The organism is Sulfurimonas sp. ST-25 (assembly GCF_048079205.1).
GTDB classification, from domain to species: Bacteria; Campylobacterota; Campylobacteria; order Campylobacterales; family Sulfurimonadaceae; genus Thiomicrolovo; species Thiomicrolovo sulfuroxydans.
In genome coordinates, this window is the sequence record NZ_CP182225.1 from 2,378,492 (window position 1) to 2,391,706 (window position 13,215).

13 protein-coding genes and 1 tRNA gene are annotated in these 13,215 nt (G+C 58.6%); 5 read left to right on the forward strand and 9 right to left on the reverse strand.

The annotated features are described in order from the left end of the window. Positions 1 to 111: 111 nt before the first annotated feature. Positions 112 to 1,764: a hypothetical protein gene (locus ACM66T_RS12275; protein WP_416768618.1), complete on the reverse strand. Its 1,653-nt coding sequence runs from the start codon at positions 1,762 to 1,764 to the stop codon at positions 112 to 114. Between the two features lie 204 nt (positions 1,765 to 1,968). Between ACM66T_RS12275 and ACM66T_RS12280 the strand changes: the two genes are divergently transcribed. Then, the gene (locus ACM66T_RS12280) at positions 1,969 to 2,631 is read left to right on the forward strand and encodes a response regulator transcription factor (protein ID WP_416768619.1); all 663 of its coding nucleotides are present in this window, start codon (positions 1,969 to 1,971) and stop codon (positions 2,629 to 2,631) included. A 192-nt stretch (positions 2,632 to 2,823) separates the two neighbouring features. Here ACM66T_RS12280 and ACM66T_RS12285 read toward each other — a convergent pair whose 3' ends face one another. The 3 genes from ACM66T_RS12285 to ACM66T_RS12295 are packed head-to-tail and all read right to left on the reverse strand — an operon-like array spanning position 2,824 to position 6,297. After that, complete coding sequence (locus ACM66T_RS12285; RefSeq protein ID WP_416768620.1) at positions 2,824 to 4,860, reverse strand: ATP-binding protein; 2,037 nt, start codon at positions 4,858 to 4,860, stop codon at positions 2,824 to 2,826. Next, the gene (locus tag ACM66T_RS12290; RefSeq protein ID WP_416768621.1) at positions 4,857 to 5,276 is read right to left on the reverse strand and encodes a hypothetical protein; all 420 of its coding nucleotides are present in this window, start codon (positions 5,274 to 5,276) and stop codon (positions 4,857 to 4,859) included. Before ACM66T_RS12290 ends, ACM66T_RS12285 begins: the two co-directional genes overlap by 4 nt. Before the next feature lie 10 nt (positions 5,277 to 5,286). Next, positions 5,287 to 6,297: a hypothetical protein gene (locus ACM66T_RS12295; RefSeq protein ID WP_345969982.1), complete on the reverse strand. Its 1,011-nt coding sequence runs from the start codon at positions 6,295 to 6,297 to the stop codon at positions 5,287 to 5,289. 56 nt (positions 6,298 to 6,353) lie between these two features. On the opposite strand from ACM66T_RS12295, the gene ACM66T_RS12300 reads away from it, so the two are divergent. The 4 genes from ACM66T_RS12300 (at position 6,354) to ACM66T_RS12315 (ending at position 9,871) form a co-directional block, all read left to right on the forward strand. Then, complete coding sequence (locus ACM66T_RS12300; RefSeq protein ID WP_416768622.1) at positions 6,354 to 7,208, forward strand: S1 RNA-binding domain-containing protein; 855 nt, start codon at positions 6,354 to 6,356, stop codon at positions 7,206 to 7,208. 4 nt (positions 7,209 to 7,212) lie between these two features. Beyond that, complete coding sequence (locus ACM66T_RS12305) at positions 7,213 to 7,410, forward strand: hypothetical protein (RefSeq protein WP_345969984.1); 198 nt, start codon at positions 7,213 to 7,215, stop codon at positions 7,408 to 7,410. A gap of 100 nt (positions 7,411 to 7,510) precedes the next feature. Then, entirely contained in the window at positions 7,511 to 8,536 is a 1,026-nt protein-coding gene (gene amrS / locus ACM66T_RS12310; RefSeq protein ID WP_416768623.1) for an AmmeMemoRadiSam system radical SAM enzyme, read from the forward strand. A 54-nt stretch (positions 8,537 to 8,590) separates the two neighbouring features. After that, positions 8,591 to 9,871: a MipA/OmpV family protein gene (locus ACM66T_RS12315; protein ID WP_416768624.1), complete on the forward strand. Its 1,281-nt coding sequence runs from the start codon at positions 8,591 to 8,593 to the stop codon at positions 9,869 to 9,871. 5 nt (positions 9,872 to 9,876) lie between these two features. Here ACM66T_RS12315 and ACM66T_RS12320 read toward each other — a convergent pair whose 3' ends face one another. The 5 genes from ACM66T_RS12320 to map all read right to left on the reverse strand — a co-directional run bounded on the left by ACM66T_RS12320 (position 9,877) and on the right by map (position 13,213). Then, the gene (locus ACM66T_RS12320; RefSeq protein WP_231019332.1) at positions 9,877 to 11,145 is read right to left on the reverse strand and encodes a GGDEF domain-containing protein; all 1,269 of its coding nucleotides are present in this window, start codon (positions 11,143 to 11,145) and stop codon (positions 9,877 to 9,879) included. 118 nt (positions 11,146 to 11,263) lie between these two features. Next, a complete protein-coding gene (locus ACM66T_RS12325) occupies positions 11,264 to 11,983 on the reverse strand; it encodes a 2OG-Fe(II) oxygenase (RefSeq protein ID WP_231019333.1) in 720 nt (239 codons plus the stop codon). A 78-nt stretch (positions 11,984 to 12,061) separates the two neighbouring features. Further along, positions 12,062 to 12,138: transfer RNA gene (locus ACM66T_RS12330), tRNA-Pro, on the reverse strand. 88 nt (positions 12,139 to 12,226) lie between these two features. Continuing rightward, entirely contained in the window at positions 12,227 to 12,445 is a 219-nt protein-coding gene (infA, locus tag ACM66T_RS12335; protein ID WP_231019334.1) for a translation initiation factor IF-1, read from the reverse strand. Then, the gene (gene map, locus ACM66T_RS12340; RefSeq protein ID WP_231019335.1) at positions 12,446 to 13,213 is read right to left on the reverse strand and encodes a type I methionyl aminopeptidase; all 768 of its coding nucleotides are present in this window, start codon (positions 13,211 to 13,213) and stop codon (positions 12,446 to 12,448) included. Positions 13,214 to 13,215 lie beyond the last annotated feature (2 nt).

The window sequence follows — 13,215 nt, forward strand, 5'->3', positions numbered from 1 at the left end:
ATGAAAAAAAGTTATGAAGATTGAATGAAGATTTCTCAGAAAGGAGTGGCCAGAATGGTTACAAATCTATGAGAGGAGACCGACGCGGGCGGCACCTCTCTGAGTGAAAGATCAATCCCCTCCGGGACCGTTGTGGCAGTCATAGCAGCTGACTGCGTGGCCGGCGGCGAAGGTCTTCGTTCCCCACTCGGTGCTGAAACTGCGGGCCGAGAAGGTCTTGGAAAGGAAACTGCCGCGGTAGTCGCTGCCGTGGCAGACGGTACACTGGGAGCGGTTCCTTTCGGCGACGCCTTCGTGCGCGCTCACCCAATACTGGCCGACGCTGTGCATACCGTGCGGCCCTTCAGCCGTTGTCCTCGGCATCGTGTCATGGCAGGCCGTACATTCGGCGATGGTGCCCTCGTGCCCCTGCACCGCAATGCTCTGGAGATTATCCTCCGTATGTGCGCTCGGGTAGATGGCGTGGGTCGAACCGTGGCAGGCCGAACACTGCATGTCTCCGTGGCCCGTGCTGAACCGGTAGAGGCTCACCCCAGACGCCGGCGTGTTCAGGTTCGTCGCGAAACGGGTGTCGAGCGCCGCACGCAGCGTGCCCGTCTGCATATCCGTCACCGCCGTCTCATACCGCTTCCCGTCCTGGTGGCAGGCCTGGCAGTTGGGCTCTTCCAGCCAACCGTTGCGGCCGTGTGTTCCAACGGCGCTCATGCTGCCGTGGCAGCTTTGGCACTGGATATTGCTCTGCTTGCCCATTGCGCCGCGCAGACACTTCGTCGCTGCACCCGGGTGGCAGCGGTAGCAGGCGTCCCGGTTCGTCGAACTGTTCAGACTCAACCCGTTCACCGGATCTTTGACCTCGGCATGCAGGGAGTGCAGCGCCTCCGTCAGCGGTTTCGTCCCGCTTACCCCCGCCGTGCCCAGCGCGTTGGTGCTGTGGCAGGTCGCGCAGAGCACCGGGTTGTTGTTCTGCGCCGTTGCCTCCAGGCCGACACTGTCATATCCGTTGTAGCCGGCCGCCTGCAGCTCGGACTGGTGGGCACTCACCGCCGTCGGATGCTCCTGGTCATGCAGCCGCAGAATATTCCATTTGTAATCTTTCTCCGGGTCGGCGTCGTTGGCCCAGCCCGCATTCGGCATCGCCGCCGTGTAACCGCTTGTCGACCCGTGGCAGGCGCGGCAGTCCATTTCGTCACTGACCGGCAGCACGACCTTTGTCGTTGCCAGAACGTTCCCCGACGTATCCTTCGCCGTCACATCCACCATCGGATAGTAATTCTTGCTCCCGTCGTCGTTATACGGGGTAATCGGGAGGCCCGTCGCCTCCCACCACTGCTCCGCCGCGTTGTAACTCAATGTATGTCCGGTCAATTCAGGGGTATGATTGCCCGTCAGGCCCGTGTCCGGTGCAAGTGTCGCGTTGAAGAGTGCTCCCACGTAGTCCCAAAAGTTCGTCTTCAGATCATTGCTGTCGGTATAGACACTCGTCGTGTTGTACTTCCCGTCCAGCGACGGGGCGGCGGTATAGGTAATCGTCACCCCGCCGGTCACATGCTTATCGGACGTCCCTGCCCTCTTGATCAGCTGGGCGTTCAGATTGTTATAGGGCGGCAGGATGGAGAAGACGGAAAAATCCTTCCCGTCCATACAGTGCATCCCAAGATCGTTCCAGGCCAGAAGCGTGTAATCGGCCACGGTACCGTTCCAGGTCGTTCCCCCGCCGCTGACATCACCGACGACCTCACTGTCGCCCTCGGTTGTTGTCGCCATCTGGCATCCTCCCAGCCAAACGGCTGCGATAACTACACTCGCTGTCTTCCGCCAAAGTTGCGTTTTCATCTTCATCTCCTCTCATCACTGGGGGAAGCCCCCCGACATTTTTCTCCACTGCCAGTATGGAACATCTGTATGAAGATTTGATGAAGGGTTACCAACCCCTTGTATAATACGAATAAATACCAAGAAGGAGGCAAAGTGGATATCCTGATTGTCGAAGACGAACCCGTCGTGGCCCGGCAGCTTGAGGAGACCCTGCACCAGGAGGCGTACAAAACCGTTGCCGCCGGCAGCGTCGCCGCAGCAAAACACGCCATGCAGGAGCAGAACTTCGACCTTATCCTTCTGGACTGGAACCTCCCCGACGGCGACGGCATCACGCTGCTACACGGCTGGCGGACACAGAAAATCTGCATTCCCGTCCTCGTCCTTTCGGCCAACATCACCGTTGACGACCGGGTGCATGCTCTCAATGCCGGCGCCGACGACTACCTGTGCAAACCCCACTCGAGCATCGAGCTGCTGGCACGTGTCCGCGCCCTGCTGCGCCGGGACGCGCCGCTTAAAAGCTCCAAGCTGAATGCTGACGATGTCGTCGTCGATATTATTGCAAGGGAGGTGGGTGTGGCCGGCGCCCCTGTCAAACTCAGTCTGGCAGAGTTCGACCTGCTGACGCTGCTGATGCAGCACCAGGGCATCGTCCTGACACGCTTCCAGCTCAACGAACACATCAGCAAGGATTTCGACCGGATCTCGGTCAGCAACCTGATCGATGTCCATATCCGCAATATCCGCAAAAAGCTTGACCGCCCGGAACTGATCCAGACCGTCCGCGGCGTCGGCTATACCATTAAAGCATAACGGCATCCGGGCAGAGCCCGGCTCCTTACGCTAACGCTGTGTTCCCCTCGGCGGTGAGCCCACACTCCAAGAGCACTTCTGTCAGGGCGTGCGCAGATGAACCGCGCTGTTTCCTTGACAATGCGGTATCCGGGCAAAACAAGGGTACCGCTCGCACAGTGATGTTTCCCGAAAACAGCCGAAAATCGTACGCTACAGCGTCGTCAGACAGAGACGCGCCGTGCTTCCCCGGCCCACGCCGTCGCTTGAAAGCGTCAGTTCCGCACCGATATGCTGGGCATAGCGCCGGCTCAGGGCCAGGCCCAGGCCGCTGCCGCCGCGTGCCCGATCCGTTTCCTCCGACTGTACAAAGGGTTCAAAGACATGCTTCAGCGTCTCGGCCGTCATCCCCCGCCCGGTGTCCTGTACCCGAAGGCAGAGGACAGACTCTGTCGTATCGAATCGGCAAATGACGCTGCCGCTGTCGGTGAATTTCACGGCATTGGAGAGCAGATTGAGGATGATCTGCCGCAGGAAACGGCGGTCGGCGACCACGGTCGCGTCCGGCACGGACGCCGGCAGCAGGAGTGCCACCCCTTTTTGCTCCGCCAGGGGGGCGAGCAGCGTCCCCACCTCATCGAACATCTCGCTAATCTCCGTCGTCTGGAGGGTTTCCAGCTCCGGCTCGTACTTTCCGGCATCCAACCGCGCCAGGTCCAGCAAATCGTTTACCATCCCCAGCAGCTGCTGGGCGGCATGCTCAATCCCCCCGATGCGTTCAAGCGCGCCCGCTTCCAGTTTGCCGTAACCGACTAGGAACTGGGTCTGGGACAAGATGGCGTGCAGTGGGGTACGCAGGTCGTGAGAGAGATGGGAGATGAACGCCGTTTTCGCCGCCGAGTCGCGGCGCAACCTGTTATAGGCGCGGATCTGCCCGATCCGTGCCGCGATCATCGAAGCGACGGCACGGAAAAACGCCTGCTCTTCCTCCGCCAGCCCTTCGGGCAGGATAAGCGAACCGTAGTATTTGAGCGTTTCATGCTCGAAGTCGTACACGAAGAGCGTCGGCATCGCTTTTGCCGCCCCGGCACGGGCGAACCGTACATTGTACTCGGGGGCAAGCATTTTCAGTTCGGAGAGGGCCGTTTTCAGGCAGGCACTCTCCTCCTCCGTCTCCATCAGGCGGTGGAAAAGAGCGATCATCTGCGTCAGACGCTGCAGACGAAAAACGTTCTCCCGTTCCAGCGCCTCGAAGGCGCGGCGGATATCCTCCGCCATCGCGTTGAACGCCTGCGCCAGTTGCCCGATCTCGTCCGTGCGTCCGCTGTCGACCGGGAGACTGTACTGGCGGGTCCGCACCATATCCGATGCCTGGCGCTGCAGCGCCCCGAGCGGGGCGACGATGCGACGCGAGAACCAGAAGGCCGCCGCGGCGATCACCCCGACGCCGAAGATCAGCATCAGGCTCAAAAGACGGTTCAGGTCGCCGATCAGCGAGCGCTGGAGCGCCCGATCCAGGTGGTAGACGACGTACCAGCCCGCCAGTTGCGGCGCCAGCGAACGATAGAGCCAAAGCGTCCGCTTCTTCTCCACCACGCCCTTGAGCCCCTCCACCCTGAAGGGGGGCAAAGTCCCCCCGATGGTGCTGCCCGTCTCCGTATTGACAAAGAAACTCGATGCCGGGGCACCTTCCAGATTAAAACGCTGCAGGTTCGCCGTTTTGTATTCCATCACCAGGTAACCGATCACCCGCTCCGCCCCCAAAGCCGCATGCACCGGGACCTCCAGCAGCAGAAGTCCGTCGTCCGCCTGGACGGGCGCACTCTGCCCCACGGCACGCTCGAAGGCGCGATACCGGGCGTAGGGCTTCCCCGTCAGCGCCACATCCGTCGCGGCGACAACTCGGCCGTTGAGCCCCAGCGCCAACAGAGTGATGTCAAGATCATATACCCCCTTGTAACGCTCCAGCAAGGATGCCACCCGGCGGTCGAGGTCGTTGATCAGCAGGTCGTCCATGACAACCGAACCGGCCAGAAAGTGCAGCTCCCGATAGAGCTGCTCGATATGGTCCTCGACATCCGAAACGACCTGTGCCATTCTCCCCTGATGTTCATCATAGAAATGCTCCGTATAGAGCTTCTCCTCACTCACGAGCGTATAGGCGAGGATCGCCGCATACGGCACGACGCCGATCAGAAAGATCAGCAGCAGCAGTTTCGCTGCCATATGCCGCCGGATCCAGCCGATCACTGCGACCTCCCCGCTTCATAATGCAGCACGGTGACATTCGCATCCTCCGCCATGGCGTAAGGGATGTAGCCCAAAGCACCCTCCACCTGCTGCACGTAGGCCAGAACCGCTTCGGCGGAACCCACGACCTTCGGCGGCCGCTGACCGAGGTAGTGGCGCCGGATCCACCACTCCCGCAGCGCCGCACGGGAGAGCTGCAGCGTCTCCCGTTCGAACTGCTGGCGCAGCGGATTCTCCGCCCCCAGCTGCAGCGGGAAGAGCCTCACGTCTCTGACATAACGAATTTTGCCGAGGTAGACATCGCGTATCTGTGCCGTGCTCAACGCATTTAGGGGGGAGTCGGCACGGATGATGAGGGCCCACTCCTCGGCGTTAAGCGCCAGGGAGAGGAGCAGAATCAGTACCGGTTTCACCATCGTACGCATCCTAGAAGAGCATCGAGAACGACACAATCATCACGTCCTCGTTCTCCCGGGTATGAAACTGGTACTCGCCTTTGAGCGCCACAGGGAAAAGCGGACGATAGGTATACCCTACGACAGTAACCGTGTCATCGGAGTTGGCCACATAGTCCGTTGTGTACTCCAGACGCAGTACCGCGTAATGGTGATCACGGATCTGCCGGGTTCCCTGGAGGTACCCCCCCGCATTGCTGCGCGTGTTGTCATCATTCCGCCGGTAACCGGCTTCGGCTATGATCCTGGTCAACGGTGTACGGTACTGACCCGATACATAGAGGTAACCCCACGCCTCCTCTTCGACCCGCTCCTCGTAGCGTCCAGCATTCACCCCGTACGACCAGGCCCCCCGTTCGCCGATGACACCGATCCCGCTTTGGCGCTCGATATCGAAGTTGTTATAGAGATTGTCACCGTTAAACGCCGCATCCAGGTCTTTCGTGATCTGCATCAGGACATTGACGCTAACGGACCCCGCCGTGATCTTGGCATCAATGCCCGTAGTAAAGCGGGGAAAGATCTTCTCCGTGATGCTGGGACTGGAGGTCGTATCGCGCAGAACATTGACCGGCATCCGGTTCCAGTAGCCGACCGGCGTATTGAACTTTCCGACCGTCACCTGCAGCCGTTCGGAAGGTTCATACTGGAGGTAGACGCGCTCCGTATGGGGGGTGCCGTCGATATCGGTCTGGGCATCGTACCCGTAGCGCCTCCGGTACAGATCGCCCCACTCAATCTCCGCCAGACCGCTCCACGCTCCCTTTGTACCGTACAACATGACGGCCAGATCATCGAGACTGATCTCGCTTGATCCTTTGAAGTTGTTCCAATAGGCCAGGGAGAAATAGCCGCCGAGGTAGAGCGGCGTTTTGCCGACCTGCACCCCTTCGCCGAGACGGTATTCGTCCGCTGCCGCCCCCGTCAGTGTCAATAGTGCCAGGAGCCCCGCGGTCCAAACCCGTCCCATCATCTTCATCATGCCCCATTATACAATGACTCCTCATAACGGCGGAGGCTTTGGGCTATAATGTCGGTATGAATAGTACCCTTACCCCCACCCTTGACTTCGGTCGCGTCAACACCCTCCGGATCGACCGCTTTGCCGTGCCCGGCGCCTACCTGATGGCGAAGGACGGCAGCGACGTCCTGCTACCCAACCAGTACGTGACCGATGCCATGGCGATCGACGACCTCCTGGAGGTCTTTGTCTATACTGACTCCGAAGACCGTCCCGTCGCAACCACCGATCAGCCGACGGCGATGCGTGACGAATTCGGCTTTTTCACCGTCGTCGACGTCGCCAAATTCGGCGCCTTCGTCGACTGGGGACTGCCCAAGGACCTGCTGGTACCGAAAAACCGTCAGAAGACCCCCTTCAAAGTCGGTGAAAAACGTTTTTTGCGGGTTGTCAAGGATGAAGAGTCCGACCGCCTCGTCGGAGTGGAGCGCATCAGCAAGTACCTCTCGCATTCGCCGAGGGGCTACCACCCGAACAAAGAGGTGAAGCTGCTCTTTATCGCCAAAACGCCCCTGGGCTTCAAAGTGATCGTCGACGATGCCTACGAGGGGCTCGCCTTCGATAACGAGATCTTCGAACCGGTCGCGGTCGGCGACAGCCGGACCGGCTATGTGAAACAGGTCCGTGCCGACGGCAATTTTGACGTCAGCCTGCAGCCCGTCGGGAAAACGGCCCGCGCCGGCAGCGACCAGGCGAAGGTCCTCGGCCCCCTCGACGCGGCGGGCGGCATGCTGCCGTACAACTCCAAAAGCGATGCTGACCTCATCACCAAAACCTTCGGCCTGAGCAAAAAGGCGTTCAAGAGAGCGCTCGTCCAGCTGCAGGAGAGCGGCGATATCGAGGTCAAAGAGACCGGGATCTACCGCAAATAGCGCGATGGCGAAGAAGAAACCGGCCGAATCCTATGCCGATCTGAAGATCGTTTTCGAACATGAACAGGAGCTTTGGCAGCTGCTGCGCCTCGACCCCAACAGCATGAACGTCGTCGTGCGTGCACAAGAAAGCGGCAAAGAGCGTACCCTCCCCTTCGCCCATCTCCCGAAAAGCGTCAAGAAAAAGATCCGCCCCCTCTAACGAACCAAACGCCCCTTTTCATAAACAGTGTATAATGGAATATAAGCAGTTCCTATTCAGGCGATCCGTTTTCTACCGATTACAGATGAAAGGAGAGCGTATGTCAGCCCCTGCATGGTTATCCAAAAAACTCGATGACGGCCGCATCCTCTGCGAGGCGTGCCACCAGCACTGCAAACTTTCAGAAGGCGAGTACGGCGTCTGCGGTATCCGCAAAGTCGAAGGGGGGCAGCTACAGTTGCTCACCTACGGCCTGGCCGCCGCCGTGAACGTCGACCCCGTCGAAAAAAAACCGATGTTCCACTTCCTGCCCGACACCAAGGCCTTCTCCTTCGGAACGGTCGGCTGCAACTTTGCGTGCAAATTCTGCCAGAACGCGGACATCTCCCAGTACCCCAAGGAGCACGACCATAAGATCGCGGGACAACCCCTCGGCCCCGAACAGATCGTTGCCCTGGCCAAAGAGTACGGCTGCGACTCCATCGCCTACACCTACAACGAACCGGTCGTCTTTTTCGAATATACCTACGATACGGCCAAACTCGCCCACGAGGCGGGATTGAAGAACATCTACGTCACCAGCGGCTTCGAAACCCACAAGGCGATTGACACCCTGCTGCCCTACCTCGACGGGATGAATATCGATGTCAAGGGGTACACGGAAGCGTTCTACGAGGACATCTGCGGCGCCAAACTCAAGCCCGTGCTCGATACGGTCAAATACGCCCACGACAAGGGGATCTGGATCGAAGTAACGACATTGCTGATTCCCGGGAAGAACGACAGCGACGAGGAGATAAGAAAGATCGCGCGTTTTGTCGCCGACCTCGACGTGAACATCCCCTGGCACGTCAGCGGCTTTTACCCCATGTACAAGATGCTCAACACCCCGCCGACCCCGCCAACCACCCTGATCCGCGCCTACGAGATCGGCAAGGAGGAGGGGCTCAACTTCGTTTACATCGGCAACTACGACGACGAGGACCGCGAATCGACCTACTGCCCCAACTGCGGATTCAAGGTCATCAACCGCAGCGGCCATATCGGCCAGTACGTACAGAATCACCTCACCGAAGAGGGCGACTGCCCGCAGTGCGGAACGCATATCCCGGGAGTATGGGCCTAAAGCAGTAACCTCCCCGTAACGCCCCTGCAATGGGAGGGCACTACAATCGCGCCCATGAAACGGGTGGCGATACTGTTGCTGGTGCTGCTGTTCTATGCCCGTGGAACCGAGGAGCGTGCCAGCGCATCGTGGGGCATGGCCTCGACACTGCGCAGCGCCTCCGTTCCCTACGCCACGACGCAAAGCGACCCCCTGCTGAACAGCTATGTGCTGCTGCTCTACCTCGAGACGCCTTACCTCTTTTTAGACGGCACCGAAGCGGGCATCCCCCTCTGCGGCAACGACCGCTGGAGCGTTGCCGCCTACGGCGCTATACACTTCGTCGACATGCCGCGGCACGACCCGAACACCTTCAGCGACGATACTGCCGACCTCGGCGTAATGGCGCGTTACCGTACAGGAAAGTGGCACGCCGATCTGCTGCTGCTCAGCGACCCGGCATGGCGCTCTCATGCGAAACTGCGTGTCGGCACCGTGCTGGAACGGGGCGCCTGGTCGTGGCGCCCCTACGCCGCTGCAGAGATCAAAAGTGCGGAGTACAACAGCGCCTACTACGGGCAGAAGCTTGTCCGTGTCGGCGCGGACGCGGCGGCCGAAGCGGGCATCAACACGCGCTGGTACCTGACCGACGACATCGCCCTGATCGCCGACGCGAAGCTGCGTTACCTCGGCGGCGAAGCGGCCGAAGCCCCGACGACCGATTCCGCGTGGCAGAGCGAACTTACCCTCGGTGCGGGGATCTTTCAGAACACGCAGCGGACACGACACGGATTCGACCCCAAAGGCTACCTGCGCGTCGCCTTCGGCGAGGCGACCCCCTCCTCTTTCAGTGAAAACCTCCTGGGCGAAGGAGTCCGGGACAAACACGGGCTCTACCTGCTCTCCCTCTTTTACGGCCTGCCGCTCTCGAAGCGCCTCTTCGGTGCGCCGATCCGCACCTACTTTGCACCGGGGTTCGTCCACCATTTCGCCAACGACCTCCAGCCCCCCGCCCAGGAGTATGTCGGCGCCTTCAAGTTCTACTACCGGCCGCCGCACTGGTGGCTCCGGTTCGGGTTCGGCACCGGGCTCTCCTACATCACCCGAACAACCTACATCGAACGCTCCATCAATGCCAAGGACGGCTACGACCACACCTCACACCTGCTGCAGTACCTCGACTTCTCATTCGATTTTGAGCTGTGCCGTCTCTTTGGAAGCGGGTGGAAAGCCCTCTGGTTCGGCTACGCGCTGCACCACCGCTCCGGCGTCTTCGAATCCGCCCATCAATACGGCCAGATCAAAGGGGGCAGCAACTACAACACTTTCTACCTGCAGCTGCATTTCGGCGAATAACGGCGCTACATCACCGTCCGGTTGCGGCCGAGCTGTTTGGCCCGGTAGAGATTCATATCCGCCTCGAAAACGAGGTGGCGGGGATTGTCGCGCAGGCGTTCGCTGTATTCGGCGATGCCGCTGCTGACCGTGACGGGGGTCGTGATAACGCACCCTTCCCACGTCCGGTTTTCAAAACAGGTTCGGATCTTTTCGCAGATGGCAAACGCCTCTGCGGCCGACGTTCCCGGCAGAATCGCCAGGAACTCCTCTCCCCCGTAGCGGAAAATATGATCAGTTTTGCGTAGATGTTTTGAGAGCGTCTCCGCCATCCCGACTATCACCACGTCGCCGTCCTGGTGGCCGCAGGTGTCATTGATCTTCTTGAAGTGGTCGAGGTCGAACATCACGACGCAAAAAACCGTGCCGATCAGGCTGTGCAGCCGGATCTCGCTGCTGAGGATCTCCATGAGGTCGCGCCGGTTCAACAGACCCGTCAGTGCATCCTTGGAGACGTCATCGATCAGCGTCTGCTGGGTAACGTTGATATTGAGTTCGTTGTAAAGGTACATGGATTGACGGACCAGCATGACGTAGTCGATGAAGATCTTGTGATAATCCTCCCGCTTGATGGACCGGTAGATGTTCATCGTGATCAGATGGATATCACGGTGCGTGTCCAGCATATCCTGCCGCACCATGGGATCGGGGATGAACTTCACGAGTTCCGCGCTGTGCAGCCAGCTGCCGCACATGCAGCGGTGTTCGTCAAACTCGATCCGCGCGTTGGGGTTCATCAGGCGGATATCTTTGATCACCTCGAGGATCCACTCCAGGTGCTCCTTGACCGCAGGAATACCGATCTGCTGCTTGATCTGGCGCTCAAGGGTCTTCTGATCGCTGTCAAGGTTGGGCGCCAGGTAGCCGGCGGCACTGGCGTTGATCGCCCGGCGGATATAGAGCTCGATCGCGTCGGGCAGGCCCGTAATATCATTCACCTCTTCGAGTTCATCGATCAGAAAGGTATAGAGTGTATCGAAGGCGCCTCGGTACTCGACATAGGGAAGTCCCATCTTGAAATGGAAGAGGCCCAACTGTTTGAAGCGTGCAAAAAAAGCCTCATCCTCATCATACACGGCCTCGAGGAAACTGGCAAGCTGAGCCTGCTTGAGATGAGCAAGATCGACCCCTTTTAAGAACTCCTCAACATAGGTATTCTTGATCAGATCTTCATAAAAACGGTCAAAGGCGCGGTGCAGTATCCCTTCGAAAAGGGTGATATTCGATTTAATCATCGCCTCTCCTTCAACCAATGTTTTATTTCATTGAACTGTGAGAAATTATTACATCATAGAGTTATTATACTGCATTTTATTTCGCGCGTTTCTGTCTCCTGCTCCTACCTCAATTCTTTCAGCTGATGATGGCATCGTGCCACTGCACGAGGGTCAGGCGGTATCCGCCGGTGACGGGCAGGACTTCATGGCTGTAGATCGGGTTGCTCGGGAAGATGACCATATCCCCGGCTTTGGGGCGTATACACACCGGCACCCCGTCGGCACCGCTGAGATAGTTAAAGCGCAGCTCCCCTCCGGAGAAGTGCATCCCCTCCCCCTCTTCATCCCGATGCGTCGTCGCGAAAAGCACCGTCGTGATCTTGCGTTCCGGGGCGACCTGTGCAAAACCGACCGTTTCCCCGTCGCCGCTCACCAATTCGTTCGAATCATCGGCATGCTTGATATAAAACCCCCCTGCAGTGTACTCCAGTGCCTGCACCTCCGTAGCAGTCGTCAGGGCCACTTTAAAATAATCTTCAATCTGTTGCTGGTGATAGGCGAAACTGAGGTTATACCCTTCAAGCAGGGCTTCGGGCAGCTGATGGATCGCCGTCTTACGGATATCTTCTTCCAGTTCGGGTACGATCACACCGAGCTGGCTGTGCTTGACCAGGGCCCGCTCTCCTTCGCTCTTTTCAGAGGTATACGCTGCGATCTCAGCACAGGCTTCGGTGGAGAGGAAGTTCTCGATGATAAGATAGGGGTAGTCGTAATAGGGGTTGGCCATCAGGCGGGTCTCATATCGGAGGTCGGCGATGAAGTCATCGCAGTAGACAAAATTGCTGATTTGCCGCAAGCAGTTCTCCGTGCCCGTAAAGGCGAAAGTGGAATCTGAAATAGTAACCTAAGTTTTGAAAAAAAGTGTGGTGGAAAATGGTCGGGATGACAGGGCTCGAACCTGCGACCCCCAAGCCCCCAGCTTGGTGCGCTACCAGACTGCGCTACATCCCGACGAGGAGGAAAATTATATCCAAAAAGTTTAAAATTTCATGCTGGAACCGCACTGAAAAACAGTACGAATTCCATGGGGAAGCATGTATTATTTATAGCGGTACGTAATGCGGCCCTTGTCCAGGCTGTACGGCGTCAGTTCGATCTTGACGCGGTCGCCCGGAAGGATCTTGATGTAGTGCATCCGCATCTTGCCGGCAATGTGGCACAGGATCACGTGGCCGTTCTCAAGCTCTACACGAAAAGTCGCGTTCGGCAGCGCTTCAACTACTGTACCGTCAACCTCAATGACATCATCTTTTGCCATTTATGCTCCTTGGGGTAATGATAAGATTTCCGCTTTGCCGCCGATGACAGCAACCGTATGTTCGTAATGCGATCCGCGCAGGCCGTCGCTGCTGACAACGTCCCAGCCGTTTTCCAGGATCACCGCCTTGGCTTCTTTCTGGCAGATCATCGGCTCGATGCAGAACACCATGCCGTTCTTGATCTTCGGACCCGCCTTGGGGTTCGAACCTTCCAGATAGTTCGGGATCTCCGGCTCCTCATGGGGACGCTTGCCGATACCGTGGCCGCAGAACCCGCGCAGCGGCACGAAGCCGCGCTCGAGAATGAACTGCTCTATGGCCATGGAGAGCTCTTTGAACCGCATCCCCTCTTCAATGATATCGATGGCGTAGTAGAGCGAATCTTTGGCACAAGCGATCAACGCGTTGTCCTGCTCGGTCACCGTTCCGACCGGGACGGTAATGGCCGAATCGCCGTAATAGCCTTCGAGTTCCGTCCCGATGTCATAACCGATGATATCGCCTTCTTGCAGACGGTAATCATTGGGAATGCCGTGGATGATAACTTCATTGAGAGAGGTACAGACAGCATTGGGAAATCCGTAGAGCCCTTTGAAAGAGGGACGCGCACCGTGGCTGCGGATGTAATCCTCGGCCATGGCGTCGAGCTCTTTGAGGCTCAACCCCGGACGGGTCTCTTTACGGAGAAGGTCAAGGGTACCGCCGACGATAGCGTTGGCGGCACGGAGTTTTTCGATTTCTTCAGGTTTGCGCAGCGCGATGGCCATGG